Below are 20,508 nucleotides of genomic sequence, written 5' to 3'. Positions count from 1 at the left end.
TGCTATTCGAGCGCCAGCATGTGATGCACGCAGGCCTGAGCGAGCCGCTGAGGCGCATACCCTCCCTCGAGCGCGCTCACCACCCGGCCGCCGCACCACTGCTCGGCGCGTTCGACCAATCCGCGCGTCAGCTGTTCGACGTGCTCGTACTCGAGCGTGAAGCCGCCGAGGGGATCGCCGGCGAGTGAGTCGAAGCCGGCGGAGATCAGCACGATGTCCGGCGTAAAGTCGGCGGTCGCCTCGTCGATCGCCCGCTCGAGCGTGTCGACGTAGACCGATGCGGGCAGACCCGCGCGCATCGGACGATTCCAGACGTTCGCGTGGGGACCTCGATCGTCGGCCGCACCGGTGCCGGGATACCACGGCCACTGATGCATGGAGATGAATCGAATGTCGCGGTCGTCCTCGACGAGCGCCTGCGTACCGTTGCCGTGATGCACGTCCCAGTCGACGATCAACACGCGTTCGGCGCCGTGATGCCGGCGCGCATAGTGCGCGCCGATCGCGACGCTGCCGAAGAGACAGAAACCCATCGCGCGATCGCGCACGGCATGATGTCCCGGAGGACGCACGCCGCAAAAACTGCGGCGCGGTCCGGCTCCGAAGGCGAAGTCCAACCCGTCGAGCACCGCGCCGGTCGCGGCCGTCGCGGCGTCCCACGATCCTTCGCTCGCGACCGTATCGACGTCGAGCTGTCCTCCGCCGCTCGCAACGATCGCGCGGACCGTCTCGATGTACGCGCGATCGTGTGCCAGCGCGAGCTCGTCCACCGTGGCGTGTCGCGATTCCACGTGGTGAATGCGACCGATGAGCTCCGGGTGCTCGCGCAGCGCCGACGGTATCGCGCGCAGCCGCCCGACGTGCTCGGCATGCCCCCAACCGGTATCATGCCGCCCGCAGTCGGAGTTGGAGATGAACGCGATGGTCATCGCAGCCCCCGCAGCCGCAGGGAGCCCCATTCCATCAATAAGAGAACCATTATGAGCGTTATGATAATTCGCGGATCGGTGCCGCGACGCGCTGGCGGCGCGGGCCGGGGCGCGCCGAGCCGATCGGTGAGATAGGCGAGCGGTGCGCTCTCGCCGACGTCGAGCGCGTTCGACATCGAGACGGGCGCGTACGCCACCGATCGCAGGACGCGCGACCACCATTCGCGATGCGCCTCCTCCGACCCCGCTTCGCCGGCCATGCGCCACCGCCACGTGTCGTCGTAGCCGATCTGCATCACGCGCCCCGCACGGACCCGGCGTGCCGCGACGACAATGGCGTCACCGCGGCGCTCCAGCGCGAGCGCGCCGGGTCGCAGCCGCGCGACGGGATAAAAACCGGTGGTGCCGAGACGGATCGTATCGTTCGCCTGCACGCGTGGGCGCGTGCGCACGCCCGCGCTTCCCGCCGCGAGCTCGGAGAACGCGCGCGCATTTGCGGCCGGTCCGACGAGCACGAGTCCACCACCCGAGCGAACGAATCGCTCAATCGCGCCACTCATGGCCTGCGCGGTGGAATCGATCGCAATCACGGCCGCGAAACGATTCGTGTCGAGCGGCGCCGCGCCGCCCCCCGTCACGTCCGCGCCCGGCGCGACGACGAAGCGCGTGACGACGCGCCACCCACGCTCCTCGAGCGCCGAGACGATGAACTTGCCTTCCCACCCCGCCGCGCCCACGACGAGCACGCCGCGGATGGAGCTCGTATCGTGGGTGTTCGCGATCACTGATTGCCCGCCGACGTCCGCGCGCAACGCACCGACAACGAGCGGCGTGGTGAGCGTGACGCCCAAGTCCATGACCTGTGCGCTGTCGATGTCGCTCGCGTCGTCGCGCAGGCGAACGCGCGCACCCGTCGGCGCCGCGATGTCGATCCGCGCGCCGCGGCGTGGATCGGGCACGGGCTGCACGCTCATCGCGACGGCAGCGGGCGCGCCGCTCCACGACACGGAGTGCGCGGCGGCGACATCGGCATGCGCGAGCGCGGCCAGCCAATCCGTCGCCCACGGTGCGGGCGCGCTCGTGGCGTCGAGGTGAATCGCGACAGCCTCCGACGTTCGCGACAGCTCCGCCAGCCGAGCAGACAAATTCTTGTCACATGGAGACAAGTTTTTGTCACATGCCTGCACGTGCTCGACGCGCCGAACCGTTGAGCCGATGAAGCTCCCGCCGAGCAGCCAGCCGAGCAGCGCGAATGCGCCGATGCGACAGGCGGATTCGAAGCGGCTACGCGGTGAGGGCATACACCACCAGATTCACCGCGAAGCGCGTGTTGTCCACCGACATGAATCGCTTGCTGTCGGGATGATAGTTCCACTCGGAGCTATAGTCCTTGCTGCTGTAGAGCACGCCGATACGACCGGCGTGCTCTACAGCCAATAGATGCTTGTGCACGAGATTGTCTCCCCAGCCATTGAGCTCGTGGCTCGTTGTGGGTGGACCCTCGAACTTGAAGAATGCTGAATAGAGTGGATGATCGTTCGGCAGGTCGGCGAGCGGAGCGACGGTGCGCGCGATCTCTTCCGTCGCCGTCCGGTGGAACGTGCCGTCGACGTCGTGGTTGTGGTCGTCGACGAACAGCAACCCGCCGCGCGCGACGAACCGCCGCACATTCCGCCGCTCGGCATCGCTGAATCGCACCGGCAGGTGGCCGGTCAGATACAGCAGCGGGTACCGCAGCATGCGCTCGTCGGAGAGCGGGACGATGACGCCCGTCGGCGCGACGTTGATCTCGGTGTAACGCGCGATCGTATCGATGATGTTGGCGGGCAGGAGCGGCGCGCTGTCCCAGTCGCCGGATTCGTATTGCGCCGTGGCGAATACGAATTCGCTTACGAATTCGCTCATGATGGGTGCCATGAGCCGTTTCATGGCATCAGTCCCCAGCGCGACAGCGAGTCGCGCGCGGCCGGCGCGCCGGCCAGCGCGCGGCGTGCTCGCACGAAGGCGGTGGTCGCACGGACGCCGTTGCCGGAACGCATCGCCGTGGCGGCATCGCCCACCGCCGTCGCAAACGCCGGCTCGACCGACAACGCCGCGATGCGCAGCACGAGCAAGGAGTCGAGTGCCGCTCGGGTATCGCGCGCCGAGAGCTCGGCAATGCGCAGCAGCCGCGTCGTCAACATGACGCGCGTGGAATCCACCGCGGTCAACGGGCGCCGCGCGCTCGACCCGCCCTTGTCCTTGCCCGTAAGCCGCACCTTCGCGAGATCGATCACCACCGGTGGCGGCTGTCCGCGTAAATAGAGACGCTCGGCTTGCCGCGCGCGTTGAATCGCGGCGAGCGCGAGACGCATGTGCGGCAGCGCGCGGCCGGGCTGCCCGAGCTCGAGCTCGGTGCTCGCGTCCCACATCGCATTGTACGCCTCGAGCAACGGCTTGTTCGTCGCGACGACCGGGCTCTCACCACCGGCGAAGTCGATCGGATCGGTCGAGCGATTGGTCGCCGAGTCGGCGCGCGCGATCAACTCTTCCATCGATTTCGCGCGGGCGGGCGATTCGTCGTCGGTATGCTCTTCGCCCGTCGGCTCGCCAAGTCGCGAGAACACGATCTCGCCGACGGTGCGGCGCAACCGCTTTTGATCGACGGCGATCGAGTGCGATTCGCGGACGAGCGTGTCGCGCGCGAGCGACGGGCGCCGCTTCTCGAGCGCTGCGGCGAGCTGGATCAGCATTCGCTCGCTGATCAAGCTCTTGTCCGCCTCGCTGGGCGGCACGGCATCGACGGCCACCGAGTCGTACTCATCGGCGCGTGCGATGCGAATCGTTCGTGTTTCCGATGCACCGATGCCGGGACCAGTGACGTTGTTCGCGTCGCGCGCCACCGCGCGCAGGTGCACGATGTCGCCCGGCTTGAGCGGCAACGAGTCGAATGGCAGCGACGCGACGAACGTCGCGCGTGCTCCGTGCAAGGGCCGCGCGCCAAGCGTTCCGGATTTGAATGTGAACGTTTCGCCTTCGCCGGAGCTCACGATGTATTCGAACGCGGCGCTCGCGAGTCCGAAATCGTCGCTCACGTCGGCCGACAGGATCAGACGGCCGCGCGCGGCGCGAAGCACCGAATCGTGCGCCGGTGCGGTGAGCGTCACCGTGGGCGGATTGTCCGCGATCGGCTCGATCGCGACGAGACGCTGATCCGGCCCGTCGCGCAGGCGAACTGTCAGAGGTTTCGAAACACGAACCGTGACTGACCAGCGATCGCCGTGCGATGACGCGGCGAGGGCATCGCCGCCGGTGATCGCGACAATTCCCGCCGCATCGCCGCGTCCTTCCAGCACGACAGTGCTGCCGACGACGACGCGCAAGTCCGCGGGGTCGTCGATCGTCGTCGCCGCGCTGTCGGTGTACGCCGGCGGCTGGAGGCGCGCGATCAGCGGCGACAGCCGCGACGCGCCCGGCGGGCGCGGGCCCCCGCGCGCGAGAGCGTCGCCGGCGCGCGGCGATCGAATTCGAGCTACCGCGCCCGCAGGCAGGGCGAACAAGACGACGACCGCGGCGATTCCAGCGGCAAGCGGAATCGCAACGGCCCGAAGCGCGCGACGAATGGCGCTTCGCGTCCACCGATCGCTCCCGCCCGCGCGAACGAGACGCTCGTCTCCCGTCTCCACCGCCGACGCGAGCGCGAACTGCAACGCCGGTTCTCGCTCCTCGATCCACAGCGCGACGCGCAGCAGCGACGACACGCGGCGGTCGCGCCATGCGAGCGCCGCGGCCGTGATCACCGCCGACGCCACCGCGATGAGCAGCAGCGACCGTCGCGAACCCACCGACAGATCGACGAACGCATCGGCGATCGCCGCGCCGGCGACCAGCGACAGCGCGGCGACGATCCCCCACGCGACCGCGCGCACGGTAATACCAACGCCGAGAATCACGCGCACCATGCGCAGCCGTGCGAAGACGCTCATGTCGTCCGCGCCGGTCCGCGACGCACCGCGAGCTCGGCGATCAGCACCAGCGCGCCGAACGCCAGCAGCCACGGCGTCCACCGCGAGCGAGTCCCGTCGTCGCGGAGCTGGGCTGCCGGCGCGAGCGGGCCGGCGCCGCCAAGCGATATGAGCGTTGTGGAATCAGCAACCGCGAACGTTGCGTCGCCGCCGCACGGTGCAAGCAAGCCGCGCGCGAAGTCCCGGAACGGCGGTCGCAACGTCACGTCGCTCGATTCATCAATCAACACGCCAACGTGGCGAATACAGCCGCCGCCCGTTGGACGCTCCATCGCGGCGATCTCACCATCGGCCCAGCGCGCGATCGCCGTCCCATTCAGCACCCACAAACGCGGCAAGCGTGCGACGAGCACACCGCTCGTCGAGACGACGCCGCCGATCGCGTCGATCGTACGACGCGTCGGCCAATCGGCGTCGGCCTCCGCGACCGGCCAGTGCACGAGTACGTGACCGCTCGCGGTCGCCCACGCGGAATCGGCCGTCGTCAGCTTGTCGCGCACGACGCGAACGGTCGCGGCGCCGTCAGTTGAAACAAAGCCGGCAAGCGCAAGCCCGGCGGCGACCGCGTCGTTCGTATCGGCTCTGATCTCGACGCGCGGCACCGTGCCAGCGCTGGCGATCGGACGAGGTGCGACACGAACCAACCGCACCCGCCCTGGCCATGCGGCGCGAATTCGTGCGGTCGCATGATCAATCTCCTCGCGCGCGAACGGCGAGACCACGATCAGCTCGAGAGAATCGTTCGCGCGCGCCAACTCCGCCCCGGCGCGCATCGCCTCGGCGAATCCTGCCGAGAGCGAACCGCGCGCATCGCTCTGGACCAGCGAATCCGTGGCACGCACGCGACGGCTCGCGGCGCTGTCGAGCGGTACGATGACGTCACCGGCGCGCGCGAGCGCGCGAACGCTGTCTCGCACTTCTCCGATGCTCGCGACGTCGCGCGATCGATCGGCGACGATCACGCGCGCCGTTCGCCCATGCGTCGTCGAGAACGCCGGCGCGGCAACGGCGGCACAGATCGCGACAATCGCCAGCGCGCGCAGCAGCAACAACACGATGTCGCTCAATGCGTAGGAGCGCGTGCGCGCACGAATCGCGCGCTCCGGAATGAATCGCGCCGTCGGCAGCGGCTCGGCGATCGGTCTGCTGCGCGCAATGAAGTGCACGGCCACGAGACCGATGAGCGCAGCCGCGCCAACGCCAAGGGCCGATGGAAGCAACCAGCTCACGACGCCACTCCGACCCCGCCGGCGATGCGGCGCACCGCGTGCGACGCCGGCTCATCGGTCACCACTTCAGTGTACGCCGCGCCCGCCGCCCGCCAGAGACGCGCGATCTCGGCGCGCCATTCGCCGAACGCATTCTGATAGTCTCGGCGCGACGCATCGGCGAGCAAACGCTGCACGCCCGGCAGCTCGGGATCGGCGGCCAGCAGCGTACGGCGCGGCGGTTCGAGCTCCTCTTCGGCGACGACGTGCGCGAGATGCACTTCTCCGCCTCCAACGATGTGCACACGCGCGGCGCGCAGCATGTCGTCCGAATCGCCGAGCATGTCGGTGACGATGACGATCCGCGGTGCACGCAGCGCGGCGAGCACGGGCGCGAGCGGCTCGAGTCCGTCGGGATCTGCCGCGTCCACGACGCGCGCGATCTCGTCGACGACGCTGCGTCGTGTGCGCGGTGGCAGCACGCGAACGTGCCCGCGTGCATCGTGCAATGCGACGCCGACCGGGTCGCCCTCCGCGTGAGCGACCGCGGAAAGTCCCACGGAAAGATTCTGCGCGTGAATCCATTTGAGACGCGACAGAATCGGATAGGCCATCGAGGCCGACGTGTCGAGCAGGATCATCGTCGGAAGCACCGCGCGATCGTTCGCGAGGCGGATGTAGGCGCGATCGCTCCGCGCGAGCAGCCGCCAATCGAGACGCCGCGGATCATCGCCCTGCCGATACAAGCGATACTCCGTGAACTCGGCCGACGTCCCGCGCGTTCGGGAGTGATGCGCTCCGACCACCGCGCTCGACACCGCGTGCCGCGCCGGCCAGCGCACGCCGCGCACGGCGTCGAGGAGCGCGCCGTACCGGGTGATGGTCACACGCGAATGTCGCTGCGCGGCGGCTCGATACGCGCCAGCAAGTCCTCGATGATCCGTTCCACGTTCACGCCCTCGGCTTCGGCGGCGAAGTTCGGCAGCACGCGGTGCCGCAACACCGGACGCGCAACGCGCTTGATGTCGGTCGGCGACACGGCGAGTCGCCCGTCGAGCAGCGCGTTGGCCTTGGCGCCAAGCACCAGCGATTGGCCGGCGCGCGGACCGGCGCCCCAGCGAACGTACTGGTGCACCAGCTCGGGCGCGGCGGATTCATCGGGACGCGTCGCGCGCACCAGTGCGGCCGCGTACCGCAGCACCGATTCGCTCGCGACGACTTCGCGTGCGAGCTGTTGGAGCGCAAGCAGCTCGTCGGCGCCGAGTACCGGTGCGATCGACTCGCTGTTCACGCCGGTCGTGCTGCGGAGAATGGCGATTTCTTCATCCTCGCGCGGGTAGCCGACGCGAATGTCGAACAGAAAGCGATCGAGCTGCGCTTCGGGCAGCGGGTAAGTGCCTTCCTGCTCGATTGGATTCTGCGTCGCGAGCACGAAGAACGGTTCGGGCAGGCGCATCGTGTCGCCGCTCGCGGTCACGCTATGCTCCTGCATCGCTTCGAGCAGCGCGGCCTGCGTGCGCGGCGGCGCGCGGTTGATCTCGTCGGCGAGCACGATGTTGGCGAAGATCGGCCCGCGCACGAAGCGAAAGCTGCGGCCGCCCGTCGCCGAGTCTTCTTCCAGAATCTCGGTGCCCGTGATGTCGCTCGGCACGAGATCGGGCGTGAACTGAATGCGCCGGAAATCGAGATGGACCGCTTCGGCGAGCGAGCGGACCATTAGAGTTTTTGCAAGTCCCGGAACGCCGACGAGCAGCGCGTGGCCGCCGGCGATGAGCGCCGCGAGCAGCTCGTCGAGCACTTGCTCCTGACCGACGATGCGACGCCGTACTTCGGCGCGCAGCCGCCCCGCGGCCGCCACCAGCGCGTCCCGTCGTGACAGGAGTGTTGCCGGTACGGCCGCCATGCGCGAGCGGCTACCGCACCGGCCGGCGCCGGCGGTGCGTCAGCAGCAGGATCGATCCGTTCACGACGCCGGCGTCCGCCAGCGACGCCATCTCGTCGAGCACGACCCAGCCGCGCAGCTTGAGCACGAACTCCTCGAGGACGTCGCTCTCGGGATACAACGCGGCGAGCGCGCGCTGTTTCACCTCGAGCACGCTGTCGGTGGGCAGCACGACGATGCGCACGACGTCCCACACTTCAGGCATCTCGACGCGGATGGTGATCGCGTCCGCGGCGCCCTCGGGCGCGAGGGTGATCGTCGATTTGCGCGCGCGAAGGTTCGAGACGAACGGCGCCTTCATCACGCGCCCACCGGCGGCAGCGTCGCGAAGAAACGCGACACCTGCATGTCGAAGAGGTACGTGGATCCGGTGACGCGCGTGCCACCACCATCAGCCGGCGCGACGCCGATCACCAGCTCTTCCGTGCCCTGGCCGCGAAACGACACGAAGCTCGGACCTTCGCGATCGATGAACGCCGCATACAGCGTCGGACGATTCGAGAAGAAGGCCTTGGCGCGCGACACGACTTCGTCGCCGCTCAGGCTCGTGACAGTTTCCTGAAGGGTTTGTGCGCTGTGCATGCGTGTATCACGACCTCAGTGGTAACTCCAACCGGAACGTCGAGCCCTGACCGGGCGACGACGTCAACGAAATGTCTCCGTGCAGCATCCGCGCAAGCCGCCGAGCGAGCGCGAGACCAAGTCCCGAGCCGCCGAACTCGCGTGTGGTCGAACCATCCACCTGCCGAAACTCCTCGAACACCAACCGGTGCGCGTCCTCGGGGATACCGATTCCCGTATCCTCGATCACGTACGCGACCCGATCGCCGTCGACGTGCAGCGACGCGTGAACGCTCCCTTCACGCGTGAACTTGACCGCGTTGTCGAGCAGCGCGCGCAACGTTCGCGTCACGAGCCGCGCATCAGTACGCATCATCGGCACGTCGCTCGGCTCGCGCACGTCGAGCGTCACGCCGTCGCGCGGCGTGGTCGCGGCCACCGCATCGCGCAGCGGCTGCCGCGGATCGACGTCCGAGAAGGCCGCCTCGACGTCGCCGCGCTTGAGCGCCGTGAGCTGGAGCAGATCGCCGATCAGCGAGAGCAGCTGCTCGCTCGACCCCTTGACCTGATCGAGCGTGTTCTGCTGCTCGTCGGTCATGGGACCGGCAAGCCCTTCCTGCATGAGCGAAATGTAGCCGATCACGGCCGTGAGCGGCGTGCGCAGCTCGTGTGAGATGTTCGAGAGGAATTCATCCTTGACGCGCCGCGCTTCGAGGAGATCGGCGTATTGCCGCTCGAGCTCCGCGTTGCTCGTGCTGAGCGCCGCGTTCGCTTGTTCCAGATTCTGGATCAAGCGCGCCTTCTCGGCCGATGCCGCCATCTGATCGGCGACGATCCGCATCAAATGCCGTGAGTCGGGTCCGATCGCGCGCGGCGAAGCGAAGTAAAACGTCAGGGCGCCGAGCACCGTGTCGCCGGCTTGCAGCGGCAGCGCGACGATCGACCGGAATCCGAGCTCCATCGCGACTTCCTGCCAATCGCCCGCGCCGGCGTCCGCGAACACGTCCGGTACTTCGATCAACTTGCGTTCGCTCGCCGCTTGTCCGCTGGGGCCCGCGCCCAGCCGCACGCGCATCTGCCGAAGAAACTTGGCGTAGCGCTGCGGCCAGTTGTGCACCGCGGCCAGGTGCATGTTGTCCTCGCCCTCGCCGACCGCGAAGACACACGCGAACGTGGCGCCGATCAGCGGGCTCACCCGGTCGAGCGCGATCTGGAACACCTCTTCCGGCCGCTTGGCGGTGTGGAAGGCGTGCGCCACCTCCCGGACCGCCATCAACTCGCGGAGTCCGACATCCGCCGGCTCTTCCGGCGTGCGAATGCGTTCGGAGTTCGAGCTCGTCGACATGTGTGTTGCTGGATGGTGCGTCGATTACCGCTCGGAAACTACCGAATTCAGTTCTTCTTGGGTACGGTGAGCGTGCGGACTTCCACGCGGTGGATCAGCACGTCGGGCGGCGTGTCGATGACCTTCGCGACGGCGTCGGCGACGTCCTCGGGCTTGAGCTTCAAGCTCTGATCGCCGAAGCCGCCGCTGCCGAAGTCGGACGCGACGCCGCCCGGATTCACCACCGACACCTTGATGCCATGCTCGCGAAGCTCGAGCATGAGACATTCGGTGAACGACTGTACGGCCGCCTTGGTGCCGGTGTAGCAGGTGCCGCCCACGAAGGCGCTCCGTCCCGCGATCGAACCGATGACGACGACGTGTCCCCCGGGTCCGAGCCGCAGCATGCCCGGCAGCACGGTGCGTGTGACGTCGAAGAGTGCGTTGACGTTGACGTCGACCATCCGCCGCCATTCGTCGCGGCTCATCTCCATCAGCGGCTTGATGACCCCGACGCCGGCGTTGTTGACGAGGACTTTCGCTTCGATGTCGCCAAGGGCGGCGCGAACCGCTTCGGGATCGGTGATGTCGACCGTGCGCGGCCGGCACGCACCGCCTAAGTTCTCGATGTCCTGCGCCAGCGACTCCAGCTCGTCGTCCGATCGCGCAACCGCGACGATCTCGTACTGGGAGCACAAGCGCAGCGCGATAGCCCGGCCAATGCCGCGCGATGCACCGGTGACGACGGCCAGAGGTAGGGGCATGTAAGGAATGTACTCGGGTCCAACCTTTTTCCGGTTTTCCTTGTCGGTGAATGCATGGACACGCTTCTCCAGGACCTCCGCTTCGCCGCGCGTTCGCTCCGCAAGCAGCGCGGCACCACCGCCATCGCGATCCTCTGCCTGGCCCTCGGCATCGGCGCCAACACCGCGATCTTCACCGTCGTTCGGGCCGTCCTGCTGGAGTCGCTGCCGTATCGCGATCCATCGCATCTCGCCAAGCTGTACGAAGCCGGGATCTACAACGGCAAGCGCGGCCTCGGGTCGGTGTCGGTGCCCAATTACCTCGACATCAAGGCACGGAACACGGCGTTCGTATCGATGGCCGCGTACAATGGCGGCGGCGCCGACCTCGGCGGCACTGGCCAGCCCGAACGTGTGAAACAGGTCCGCGCGACCGCCGAGTTCTTCGATGTGCTCGGATCGCGGCCGTTGATCGGCCGCACCTTCGCGCCTGGCGAAGATCAGGCCGGACACGACGTCGCCATTCTGAGCGAAGGCTTCTGGCGCCGACGCTACGCGGGCGATCCACACCTCATCGGCCAAACGATCTCACTCGACAATCGGGCGTTCACCGTGATCGGCGTCATGCCGTCGACGTTCGATTTCCCGATCTCCGCCTCGCACAACGACGTGTGGGTGCCGCTCGTGTTCACGCCCGATAATCTCAAGCAGCGCGGCAGTCATTGGCTGCAGGTCGTCGGGCGGCTCAGGCCGGGCATCGACTCGGTCGCCGCGAACGCGCGGCTCGATCCACTCGCCAAACAGCTCGCGCGCGATTTTCCCGATCAGCAGAAGGATCGCCTGCTGCAGATGGTGCCGCTCAACACCATTGTTGTCGGCCGCGTTCGCCCGACGCTCATGCTGCTGCTCGGCGCGGTGGGCATGGTGCTGCTCATCGCATGCGCGAACGTCGCGAATCTGTTGCTCGCGCGTGCCGCCGGTCGCACGCGTGAGGTGGCAATTCGCACCGCGCTCGGCGCCGAGCGCGCACGGCTCGTTCGACAGCTGTTGACGGAAAGCATCCTGCTCGCCGTGAGCGGCGGGTTGCTCGGCTTACTCGTGGCCTACTGGGGACTGCACGCAATTCTCACCTATGCCGCGGCCGCGCTCCCGCGGGCGGAGACGGTCCATCTCAATGCCAGCGTCTTGTTGTTCGCGTTCGGCGTTTCGTGCGTCACGGGAATCGTGTTCGGCATCGTGCCGGCGCTGCGCTCGAGCGACGTCGATCTCCGGCAGGATCTCACCGAGACCGCGGGCCGCGGCGGCACGAGCCGGCGGCAGCATCGCACGCTCAACACGTTCATCGCCACGGAGATCGCGCTCTCGGTGGTCCTGCTGATTGGTGCGGGACTCGTGGTTCGCGCGTTCGTCGCCGTCGTGAATACCGATCCGGGTTTCAAGACCGATCGCCTGCTGACGTTCAAGGTGTCGGCGCCCACGGGACAGTTCGGTGACAGCGCGCGCTACACTGGATTCTTCGGCCCGGTGACGGATCGTCTGCGCGCGATTCCAGGCGTGCGCAGCGTGTCGATGATCTCGCTTCTGCCGGCGCAAAGCTGGGGGACGAACGGCAGCTTCGAAATCGTGGGAAGGCCGACGGAGACGGATCCGACGCGGCAGCCGTTCGGCGAGTTCCGTGTGGTCGGCTCCGACTTTTTCCGGACGTTCGGCATCACGATCAAGTCGGGCCGCGGTATCACCGACGCCGACGTCCTTGGGCAGCAACCGGTGGTGGTGATCAACGAAACGTTCGCGAAGAAGTATTTCACCGACAATCCGATTGGCCACCAGTTGATGCCGTGGACCGACAAGCCGGCGACGATCGTCGGCGTCGCGGCCGACATTCGCGAAGCGGGGCTCGAGGGCACGCCGTCCCCGGGCATTTACGTTCCGGCCGCGCAGCAGCCGTGGCAGCTGGGCAACATGACGATGCTCGTCGCGACGCAGGGCGATCCCGAGGCCCTGGTGCCCTCAGTGCGCCAGGTCATTCACGACATCGCGCCGAATCAACCGATCGCGCAGCTGGAATCGATGGAGCAGGTGATGTCCGAATCGCTCCAGGCACGCAAGCTCACGCTGTCGCTCCTCGCCGTGTTCGCGATTCTCGCGACGCTGCTCTCGTCGGCCGGTGTGTACGGCGTGATGTCGTACGGCGTCGCGCAGCGAACGCGCGAGCTCGGTATTCGCATGGCGTTGGGCGCGAAGGGCGGCGACGTCACGCGCATGGTGTTGTGGGACGCCGCGAAGCTCGCGGCGACGGGCGTGGCAGTCGGCCTCGTCGCGGCGTCGCTGCTCACGCGATTCGTGGCAGGCATGCTGTACGGCATCGGCGTGCACGATCCGGCGACATGGATTGGCGTCACGACGCTGATCGTGCTCGCGGCGTTGACGGCGAGCTTGGTACCGGCGGTGCGAGCGTCGCGGGTCGATCCGCTGACGGCGATGCGGTTGGAGTAGGTGCACCCGCAATTGTAGGTGCAGCTCGTTTGTCATCGTGAACGAGCATCATTTTCCTGTGTCGTCCTGAGCGGAGCGCAACGAAGGACCCCTGGCTCAGCGGAGCGCTCCGTACGGCTTCTCCGTCGGGACGGGGGTCCCTCGACTCCGGCGCTACGCGCCTCCGCTCGGGATGACAAAAGGCGGAGCGCCACGCGCCTCCGCGCGGGGTGACTGCGCTGCCCTACCCCAGCATCCGCTCCACCGCCCGCACCAGCGGCGCAAACGACAACGGCTTCCCCGCCACGCGCTGCGCCTGCTCGTGCGCCAACTCGCGCTGCCCTTCACCAAACAACGCCGAACAGATCCACGGCCCCGCGCGCGGATTGCGCCACCAATCCATATCGTAGCGTTCGACGAGCGTTTCGTTGATCAGCGCCTGCAACTGCCACGCGCGGAGATAGCGCGCCGCATAGAACCGCGCATCGACGTCGACGAAGGCGTCCGCGCGGTCGTAGCGAAACGTCGTCGCCGACGTCAGCACGTCGACGTAGAGATCGGGCACCGTGTTCCAGTCGTCCGTCGCGTACATTTGAACTTCATAAATCAACTTTGCGCAATACCGGCGCAGGAAATGCAGCTCCTCGAATCCCGACGCACGCACGAACGGCTGTAGGTTCGTCGCCCCGAGCTCCGTGTACCGTTTGAGCCACCCCGCGTCCTCCATGCGGTGGTCGAACAGCATCGCATAGCCTTCCGTGATCGAGCTGTCGCCCAGGCAGCGATACTCGAACGCCAGGTCGGGACGCATGTACGCGAAGTGGAGCGCGTGTCCCAGCTCGTGCAGAAACGTGGTCCAGTCCGACTGGCCGCCGTGCGGCCGCAAGACCAGATACACCTCGTCCGGAATGCGCACCGGCGAGCAGAACGCGCGGCCGCGCTTCCCTTCGCGCTCGCTGGTGTCGAGAATCACGCGCCCCGACGCGAGCGGATCGACGCCCATCTCGCGCACCTGCCGCGCGATCGATTCCTCCATCCGCGCCGGCGGGAAGTACGCGTCGAACTCGCGCGCCCGGAACAGGGCCAGTGCATCGGCGCGCGTCAACTCGGCCGGCGTCATGCCGAGCACGCGCTTGGCGAACTCCGGCAATACCTCGTTCCACAACGCATCCGTATCGCGCAGGAACTGCTCGCACTCGGCTCGGAGTCCGTCGAGCGAGATGCCGCTCAGCAGCTCCCACGTCTGGTTGTACCCCGCTGCGAGGCCCAGCTGCTCGGTGATGTCGCGCTCGCGCTGCGTGCGTTCGCGGCGGATTGGCGCCAACCCGGACTGGACGAGCTTCGCGCGCGCCGCCTCGATCGCGTGCCGGTCACGTCGGTCCGCGGCATTCGCCATCTCGATCGAGACCGCCTCGTACTGAATGCGCCGGCCCTGATCGACGTCGACGACCGCGCTTCCCTCCCACGCGATCTCACGCTCGTCGAGCGACACCAGCTGGCGCGAGCTCTGTGACTCGGCCGTCCAGTCGAGCAGCAGCCGCGCCGAGCGATGCTCCTCGCTGCCCTCGGTCGAGCCGCGAAACATGTCGAGCGTGAACGCCAGCGCGTCGGGGCCGAGAATGTCGGCGTACTTCACGTAGATCGGCTGAAGATCCGCGGTCGCCTTGAGCCCCGCGTGGGCGAGATAATATTCGCGCGAGATTTCGGTGAAGAATGCCTCACCCTCGCCCCGCAAACGCTCGAGCGTCAACGCGCCGGCAGCCACCGGGCTCACGTCGCGATACGAGCGCGGATGATCTCGGCAACGCGGCCAGCGGCGACCCGTTCCTGTTTGAGCGTATCGCGATCGCGCAGCGTCACGGTTTGATCCTGCGTCGTCTGCCCGTCGACCGTGATGCAGTACGGCGTTCCAACTTCGTCCTGGCGGCGATAGCGGCGGCCAATCGCGCCCGACTCGTCGTAGAACACCGGAAAGTGTGCACGCAGCTCGTTGGTCAGCTTCTCCGCGAACTCCGGCATGCCGTCTTTCTTGACGAGCGGAAACACGCCGGCCTTGATCGGCGCGAGCGAGGGATGCAGCCCGAGCACCGTGCGCCCTTCGTCTTCCCCTTCGACTTTCTCTTCGCGATACCCGTTCACGAGCACCGCGAGCGTGGTGCGATCGGCACCCACCGACGTTTCGACGACGAATGGCACGTAGCGCCGATTGTTCGGCTGATCGAAGTATTCGAGCTTCTTGCCCGAGTACTCCTGGTGCCGCGTCAGGTCGAAGTCGCCGCGATTGTGCACGCCCTCGATTTCCTGGAAATCGAGCGTGCCGCCAAAATCGAACTGGATGTCGAACGCGGCGCGGGCGTAGTGCGCCAGCTCGTCCGGGGTGTGTTGATGGAACAGCAGCCGTGCCGGATCGATCCCGAGCGACTTGTGCCAGTTCATGCGCTGCTCTTTCCAGTACTCGAACCAGTGCATGTCGGTGCCGGGCTCGACGAAGAACTGCATCTCCATCTGCTCGAACTCGCGCGTGCGGAAAATGAAATTCCCCGGCGTGATCTCGTTGCGAAACGCCTTGCCGATCTGCGCGATGCCGAACGGCACCTTCTGCCGCGTCGACTGCTGGACGTTTAGAAAATTCACATAAATGCCCTGGGCCGTCTCCGGGCGCAGGTACGCGACGGACGCCGAGTCTTCGACGGGGCCGATGAACGTCTTGAACTTCAGGTTGAACATGCGCGGCTCGGACAGCGTGCCCTTCATGCCGCACGCGGGGCACTGCGCGTCCGGGGTCCCCGGCGTTCCCTTGATCTTCGGATCGTCGGCGCGGAAGCGCTTTTTACAGTTCTTGCAGTCGATGAGGGGGTCGCTGAAGCCGGCAACGTGACCGCTGGCCTCCCACACGCGCGGATGCATGAGGATGGCCGCGTCCAGGCCCGCGATGTCGTCGCGGGCGCGGACCATGGCATTCCACCACTTGTCCTTCAGGTTCTTCTTGAGCTCGACGCCGAGCGGCCCGTAGTCCCACACCGATCCCGCGCCGCCATAGATCTCGGACGACTGGAAGATGAATCCGCGGCGCTTGCACAGGGACACGAGTTTTTCGAGGACGTCGGGTTGGTTGGGCATCCTCGAAAACTAAGCCAGCCGGGCGGGCAAGCGATTGATACCGATTGCTCCGGGACGATGGCGTGTTGGAGGCGCGCGGAACCGATCATGCCTGCGCGCGGGGCGATGTTCGTCTTGACCCCGGGAACGAACACATGTATGATGTACATGTACACTTGAGGAGTACGTTATGTCAGCTACGCCGAAGCGCGTCCGCGAACAGGCGGTCGTCTATCTCGGTGACCGGGACCGCGCGTTGCTCGACGATCTCGCTCACGAGACCGGCCTGTCGCGCACGGAACTGTTCCGTCGCGGACTGTGGGCGTTGGCGGAGCAGCTTCGCGCGCCGAACCGTGTATCCGGTATGGAACTACTCATCACGATGTCCAAGGATGTCGACGGGCCGCCGGATCTCTCCGAACGCGCCGACGACTACCTGTACGGCGGCGGATACGACGCCTACGAGCGCAGCGTCACCGCGGTGGCCGAGTCGCCGAGCGAATTGGTGCCGTCAGCGCAATCGGGCGAGCCGAAGGAGTTGAGAGAAGCGAAACGGCCGCGCAAGCGCGGCCCCGGGCGCGGTGCGCGTTCTCGTTGACACGAGCGCGCTCCTCGCGCTCGCCAACCCACGCGACCAATGGCATTCCCGCGCCATTCGCACCCAGCGCGCCAACGCCCGGAGCGGCGTACGCTACGCCGGCACCATGCTGGTGCTCGCCGAACTGCACGCGCACCTGCTGTATCTTCGCGGCGGTGACGATGCTCGTCGCGCCGTCACCGCCCTGCTCGACGATCCAGTGTACGAATGGCTTCCCGTCGACTCGGCGCTCGTCGGTGAAGCCATCGGCCGCTGGCTGCGTCGCTTTGTCGACCAGCGATTTTCGCTTACGGACGCTGTGAGCTTCGAGCTCATGCGCCGCGAACGGATCAAGCAGGCGTTCGCGTTCGATCGTCACTTCGAAACGGCGGGGTTCACCCTGCTCGACTAATCGCGATCGCGCGGAACGTTGTAGCGGTAGGTGGTCGGCCGGAGGTTCGCGAGCGCGTCCTGCTGTTGCGCGGTCAGCGTGTTCTTCACGCGAATCATCAAGCTGAGCTGCGCGCGCTTGATGTCGCGCTCCAGGGCGAGCACGCGATCGACCTGATCGAGCACGCGCGCCTCGTCGACCGTCGTCGGCTGCATCATCGACTGCAGCTTCTCGACTTCGCCCGCGGTCTTCATCTGCGCGGTGGCGAGCGCGACTTGCGCATAAACCACCGCGTCCTTGATCGTCTTTTGTTGAGCCTCCGACAAGTTGATCGCCTGTTGATGACTCATCACGAAGTCCGGCGCGAAGAGAAACTTGCCGAACGGATCGTCGGCCGCCGGGAAATTCGAGCACGGCTGGATATACAGGTTCGCGTCGCCCGCGGGCCGAATGACGATCACTCCATTCGCCGGATCGACACCATACTGCTCGGCGACCGGCGGCCCTTTGGTGATCTGCACGCCGGCTTCCATGTTGGGATTGATGCACCGGGGTCCGCGCGGCGGACCGCCAAGCTCAACCTGTCGGCTTCCGCGTCCCTGCGCGCCGGCCGCCGCCGTCGCCGACAGCGACACGCACCACACGACTACGAGATGTCGTTTCATTATACTTTCCTCATTTTGAAGAAGCGCCGCGCCCAGAGATGATGGCCGCGTCGTCGAGCGCCGATTCCAGAATCGTTGGCGTCGCCGGGATGTTCGACCGCGCCATCTGTAGAAACACGTCCGTCGGCGCCTGCCAGTTCAGCACCTCGGGCTTGATCTCGAACTCCGCCGTGCGCGCGCGACGAACGTGGACGATCGCGAGCGCTGACGCGGCGATACCGACACCCGCCGCCAGCGCGATCCATCGTGCGCGCCGGGTTCGATGCGTTCGCTGCGCTCGCTGCATTCGTTGCGTGCGCTGCGCGCGATCCTCTGCTTCACGCCACATGTCCGCGAAGTCCGGCGCTCGCTCGCCGTCGGCGCGCCGCGTCGCCTGGAAATGCGCAAGCAAATCGTCGTCGTACTGGTCGTGATGATTCATCGCAAATCTCCCTGCAGGCTCGCCACCGCCGCCGCGAGTGACTTCTTGCCGCGCTCATAGTGCGTCCGCGCCGAGCCGAGCGATACGCGCATCACCACGGCCGCCTCTTCGATCGTCATGCCGTGATAGAACACGAGCTGTAACACCTCTCGCTGGCGCGGCGACAACGTCGACAGTCCTGCCCGCAGCGCCGCCGATCGCTCGGCATGTTCCGCCGATGTGTCCGGCCGCGGCGCGGGATCGACGGCATCGATCGTCGCCTCAGGATCTCGCCGCTCGTCGGCGACGCGCTCGCGCCGCAGTTCTTCCATCACCGTCAAACGAATTACTCCGAACAACCACGTGCGAAGGCTCGATCCGCCAGAAGGCCGCGCGGCGCCCGAGAGCACGCGAACGTACGCCGTCTGAAGCGCGTCCTCGGCGACGTCACGACGCCGCCCCGCGCACGCGAGCGCCCAACCCCAGCTCTCCGCGTGCAACCGCTCCAGCTCGCGCTCGAGCTCCTGGCGTTCCATCGCGACGTGGACCTCGAACGAGCGTGGCATCTATTGAGTGGCCTCGGCGTCGGATCCATATGACAGCACGCTCGAAGGGAATTCGAGCCAGCCAAGTCCGGCGCGCTGTTCGCCGTACATCTCGGTGATGAGCCGCCTATGCGCGATCGCCATGCCGGGTGCAGCTGCGTCGTGAGCGGACAGACCACGACCGTTTGCAACCGCTCGTTGAGGACGTCGAGGCTGATGATGACGACCGGCCGGGTCTTGGCCATGTCGGCGCCGGTCGTTGGGTCGAGCGACGTCCAACGCACTTCGTAGCGCCTCATGTGCGCTTCTTTTTGCGCGGCCTCCGGCCGGCGACCGGCGCGTGGTGCTCCGCGGAATCCTCCGCAACGCGCTTCGTGCCACGTGCGTCCCATGGGAGGTCATCGAGGCCATCCGACGCGACCGCGTCCCACGCGCTCCAATCCTCGGCATTCGCCGCCATGTCGCGAGCCGTATCCGCCCACGACAACTTCGCATCGACGTGGCCGCGCGGGCGAAGGAGGATGCCTTCGACACGCTCCTCCATCTTCCATTCGACAAACGTCAGGTATCCAGCTCCGCGCTCAACCTGGGCTCGGGCGGCGCATGCTTGCCGAGCAGCCGCGCCACGATCTTGTCGCCGTGATAGCGCCCGTTCTCGATGAACACCTTGTTCGCGTCGAAGCCCGCCACGACGACGCCGGCGATGAACAGGTTCGGCACGCTCGTCTCGAGCGTCTCGGAATCGTGCTGGGGAATTCCCGTCACCGCGTCGATCGGCACACCCGCCGCACGCAGCAGCTGCGTATTCGGCGCGAAGCCGGTCATCACATAGACGAAGCCGGCCTTTAGAGTTTCCTCACCGCGGGGCGACATGATCCGCACCGCGCCGCGCTCGATCGACGTGACGCGCGACGCCCATCGCGCCGTGATGCTCCCTTCCTTCTCGCGATTCAGAAAATCGGGCAGCACCCACGGCTTGATCTTCTTGTCGAATGTTTCGAGAAAGTGCACCAGCGTCACCCGCGCGCCCGAGCGCCACAAATCCAACGCCGCCTCGGCCGCCGAGTTGCCGCCGCCGACCACGACGACGTCCTGGTCGAAGGCTTCGTGTCCCTCGCGGTACACGTGCGACACGTGCGGCAAATCTTCGCCCGGCACGCGCAAATAATTCGGCGAGCCAAAGTATCCCGTCGCGACGACGACGGCGCGCGCCTCGGTGCGGCGTACGCCCTCGGCGCGCGAATCGGAGTGCACCACAAAGCCGTCGCCGCTGCGCTCGATCGCCGTCACACGCTCGTACTGGCGCACGGTGACGTCGAAGTGCGTCACGACGGCGCGGTAGTACGCGAGCGCGTCGCGACGGCTCGGCTTCTCGGTCGCGATGACGAACGGCAAACCGCCGAGCGACAGCTTCTCGGCGGTGGAGAAGAAGCGGACGTAGTAGGGGTACTGCGTGATCGTGCTGACGACGGAATGCGCGTCGATCACGACGGCGGAGAGGCCGGCGCGCTGGGCGGAGATCGCGGCCGCGAGGCCGCACGGGCCGGCGCCGATGATGAGGAGGTCGACGGGACTCGTTGTCATCCTCGCAAGCCGCAGCGAAGCGAAGGCGCGTCGAGGATCTGTTTGTGGTGGCGAGCGTTCA

21 protein-coding genes are annotated in these 20,508 nt (G+C 67.0%); 3 read left to right on the top strand and 18 right to left on the bottom strand.

Going from position 1 to position 20,508, the window contains the following annotated elements:
- Positions 1–2: 2 nt before the first annotated feature.
- From VN706_11670 to VN706_11620, 11 genes are read right to left on the bottom strand one after another with little or no spacing between them, the layout of a single operon-like run.
- Positions 3–929, bottom strand: coding sequence for a histone deacetylase (locus VN706_11670; GenBank protein ID HXT16282.1), 927 nt, complete (start codon positions 927–929; stop codon positions 3–5).
- The gene (locus VN706_11665) at positions 926–2,230 is read right to left on the bottom strand and encodes a hypothetical protein (GenBank protein ID HXT16281.1); all 1,305 of its coding nucleotides are present in this window, start codon (positions 2,228–2,230) and stop codon (positions 926–928) included. The genes VN706_11670 and VN706_11665 overlap by 4 nt, the downstream gene beginning before the upstream one ends.
- Positions 2,214–2,834 carry a DUF4159 domain-containing protein gene (locus tag VN706_11660; GenBank protein ID HXT16280.1) on the bottom strand — a complete coding sequence of 207 codons (621 nt, stop codon included), beginning with the start codon at positions 2,832–2,834 and terminating at the stop codon, positions 2,214–2,216. Before VN706_11660 ends, VN706_11665 begins: the two co-directional genes overlap by 17 nt.
- A 20-nt stretch (positions 2,835–2,854) precedes the next feature.
- The gene (locus VN706_11655; GenBank protein HXT16279.1) at positions 2,855–4,894 is read right to left on the bottom strand and encodes a DUF4175 family protein; all 2,040 of its coding nucleotides are present in this window, start codon (positions 4,892–4,894) and stop codon (positions 2,855–2,857) included.
- Positions 4,891–6,162: a BatA domain-containing protein gene (locus VN706_11650; GenBank protein HXT16278.1), complete on the bottom strand. Its 1,272-nt coding sequence runs from the start codon at positions 6,160–6,162 to the stop codon at positions 4,891–4,893. The genes VN706_11655 and VN706_11650 overlap by 4 nt, the downstream gene beginning before the upstream one ends.
- The gene (locus VN706_11645; protein ID HXT16277.1) at positions 6,159–7,028 is read right to left on the bottom strand and encodes a DUF58 domain-containing protein; all 870 of its coding nucleotides are present in this window, start codon (positions 7,026–7,028) and stop codon (positions 6,159–6,161) included. Before VN706_11645 ends, VN706_11650 begins: the two co-directional genes overlap by 4 nt.
- Entirely contained in the window at positions 7,025–8,044 is a 1,020-nt protein-coding gene (locus VN706_11640; GenBank protein HXT16276.1) for a MoxR family ATPase, read from the bottom strand. The genes VN706_11645 and VN706_11640 overlap by 4 nt, the downstream gene beginning before the upstream one ends.
- A gap of 10 nt (positions 8,045–8,054) precedes the next feature.
- Positions 8,055–8,387, bottom strand: a complete 333-nt coding sequence (locus VN706_11635) for a hypothetical protein (GenBank protein HXT16275.1) — start codon at positions 8,385–8,387, stop codon at positions 8,055–8,057.
- On the bottom strand, positions 8,384–8,665 hold the full coding sequence (locus VN706_11630) for a hypothetical protein (protein HXT16274.1): 282 nt from the start codon (positions 8,663–8,665) through the stop codon (positions 8,384–8,386). Before VN706_11630 ends, VN706_11635 begins: the two co-directional genes overlap by 4 nt.
- A 7-nt stretch (positions 8,666–8,672) precedes the next feature.
- Positions 8,673–9,989, bottom strand: a complete 1,317-nt coding sequence (locus tag VN706_11625; GenBank protein HXT16273.1) for a GAF domain-containing sensor histidine kinase — start codon at positions 9,987–9,989, stop codon at positions 8,673–8,675.
- A gap of 47 nt (positions 9,990–10,036) precedes the next feature.
- Positions 10,037–10,732, bottom strand: coding sequence for an SDR family oxidoreductase (locus tag VN706_11620; GenBank protein HXT16272.1), 696 nt, complete (start codon positions 10,730–10,732; stop codon positions 10,037–10,039).
- Positions 10,733–10,786: 54 nt separating this feature from the next.
- On the opposite strand from VN706_11620, the gene VN706_11615 reads away from it, so the two are divergent.
- Entirely contained in the window at positions 10,787–13,207 is a 2,421-nt protein-coding gene (locus VN706_11615) for an ABC transporter permease (protein ID HXT16271.1), read from the top strand.
- 223 nt (positions 13,208–13,430) lie between these two features.
- Here VN706_11615 and VN706_11610 read toward each other — a convergent pair whose 3' ends face one another.
- Positions 13,431–14,960: a hypothetical protein gene (locus tag VN706_11610; protein ID HXT16270.1), complete on the bottom strand. Its 1,530-nt coding sequence runs from the start codon at positions 14,958–14,960 to the stop codon at positions 13,431–13,433.
- Complete coding sequence (locus VN706_11605; GenBank protein ID HXT16269.1) at positions 14,957–16,306, bottom strand: glycine--tRNA ligase; 1,350 nt, start codon at positions 16,304–16,306, stop codon at positions 14,957–14,959. Before VN706_11605 ends, VN706_11610 begins: the two co-directional genes overlap by 4 nt.
- A 169-nt stretch (positions 16,307–16,475) precedes the next feature.
- On the opposite strand from VN706_11605, the gene VN706_11600 reads away from it, so the two are divergent.
- Positions 16,476–16,883 carry a hypothetical protein gene (locus VN706_11600; GenBank protein HXT16268.1) on the top strand — a complete coding sequence of 136 codons (408 nt, stop codon included), beginning with the start codon at positions 16,476–16,478 and terminating at the stop codon, positions 16,881–16,883.
- On the top strand, positions 16,867–17,274 hold the full coding sequence (locus VN706_11595; protein HXT16267.1) for a PIN domain-containing protein: 408 nt from the start codon (positions 16,867–16,869) through the stop codon (positions 17,272–17,274). The genes VN706_11600 and VN706_11595 overlap by 17 nt, the downstream gene beginning before the upstream one ends.
- On the opposite strand, the gene VN706_11590 is transcribed toward VN706_11595, so the two are convergent.
- From VN706_11590 to VN706_11570, 5 genes are all read right to left on the bottom strand, one after another.
- Positions 17,271–17,918, bottom strand: coding sequence for a hypothetical protein (locus VN706_11590; protein ID HXT16266.1), 648 nt, complete (start codon positions 17,916–17,918; stop codon positions 17,271–17,273). The two genes, VN706_11595 and VN706_11590, sit on opposite strands and share 4 nt — an antisense overlap.
- A gap of 10 nt (positions 17,919–17,928) precedes the next feature.
- Entirely contained in the window at positions 17,929–18,339 is a 411-nt protein-coding gene (locus VN706_11585) for a hypothetical protein (protein HXT16265.1), read from the bottom strand.
- Positions 18,336–18,884, bottom strand: coding sequence for a sigma-70 family RNA polymerase sigma factor (locus VN706_11580; GenBank protein ID HXT16264.1), 549 nt, complete (start codon positions 18,882–18,884; stop codon positions 18,336–18,338). Before VN706_11580 ends, VN706_11585 begins: the two co-directional genes overlap by 4 nt.
- A 274-nt stretch (positions 18,885–19,158) precedes the next feature.
- The gene (locus VN706_11575; GenBank protein HXT16263.1) at positions 19,159–19,407 is read right to left on the bottom strand and encodes a hypothetical protein; all 249 of its coding nucleotides are present in this window, start codon (positions 19,405–19,407) and stop codon (positions 19,159–19,161) included.
- Between the two features lie 17 nt (positions 19,408–19,424).
- Positions 19,425–20,447: a YpdA family putative bacillithiol disulfide reductase gene (locus tag VN706_11570; protein HXT16262.1), complete on the bottom strand. Its 1,023-nt coding sequence runs from the start codon at positions 20,445–20,447 to the stop codon at positions 19,425–19,427.
- Positions 20,448–20,508: the final 61 nt, after the last annotated feature.

The sequence above is a fragment of the Gemmatimonadaceae bacterium genome (genome assembly GCA_035606695.1).
Lineage (GTDB): Bacteria > Gemmatimonadota > Gemmatimonadetes > Gemmatimonadales > Gemmatimonadaceae > JAQBQB01.
Note: the sequence above shows the minus strand (reverse complement) of the source record. Positions and strands in the feature narration are given on the sequence as shown.

Coding starts and splice junctions, on each gene's coding strand:
- VN706_11660 (HXT16280.1), bottom strand. CDS start 2,834: ATGAGCGAATTCGTAAGCGAATTCGTATTCGCCACGGCGCAATACGAA.
- VN706_11615 (HXT16271.1), top strand. CDS start 10,787: ATGGACACGCTTCTCCAGGACCTCCGCTTCGCCGCGCGTTCGCTCCGC.
- VN706_11590 (HXT16266.1), bottom strand. CDS start 17,918: ATGAAACGACATCTCGTAGTCGTGTGGTGCGTGTCGCTGTCGGCGACG.
- VN706_11600 (HXT16268.1), top strand. CDS start 16,476: ATGTCAGCTACGCCGAAGCGCGTCCGCGAACAGGCGGTCGTCTATCTC.
- VN706_11580 (HXT16264.1), bottom strand. CDS start 18,884: ATGCCACGCTCGTTCGAGGTCCACGTCGCGATGGAACGCCAGGAGCTC.
- VN706_11570 (HXT16262.1), bottom strand. CDS start 20,447: ATGACAACGAGTCCCGTCGACCTCCTCATCATCGGCGCCGGCCCGTGC.
- VN706_11575 (HXT16263.1), bottom strand. CDS start 19,407: ATGGAGGAGCGTGTCGAAGGCATCCTCCTTCGCCCGCGCGGCCACGTC.
- VN706_11625 (HXT16273.1), bottom strand. CDS start 9,989: ATGTCGACGAGCTCGAACTCCGAACGCATTCGCACGCCGGAAGAGCCG.
- VN706_11620 (HXT16272.1), bottom strand. CDS start 10,732: ATGCCCCTACCTCTGGCCGTCGTCACCGGTGCATCGCGCGGCATTGGC.
- VN706_11655 (HXT16279.1), bottom strand. CDS start 4,894: ATGAGCGTCTTCGCACGGCTGCGCATGGTGCGCGTGATTCTCGGCGTT.
- VN706_11585 (HXT16265.1), bottom strand. CDS start 18,339: ATGAATCATCACGACCAGTACGACGACGATTTGCTTGCGCATTTCCAG.
- VN706_11665 (HXT16281.1), bottom strand. CDS start 2,230: ATGCCCTCACCGCGTAGCCGCTTCGAATCCGCCTGTCGCATCGGCGCA.
- VN706_11605 (HXT16269.1), bottom strand. CDS start 16,306: ATGCCCAACCAACCCGACGTCCTCGAAAAACTCGTGTCCCTGTGCAAG.
- VN706_11670 (HXT16282.1), bottom strand. CDS start 929: ATGACCATCGCGTTCATCTCCAACTCCGACTGCGGGCGGCATGATACC.
- VN706_11640 (HXT16276.1), bottom strand. CDS start 8,044: ATGGCGGCCGTACCGGCAACACTCCTGTCACGACGGGACGCGCTGGTG.
- VN706_11630 (HXT16274.1), bottom strand. CDS start 8,665: ATGCACAGCGCACAAACCCTTCAGGAAACTGTCACGAGCCTGAGCGGC.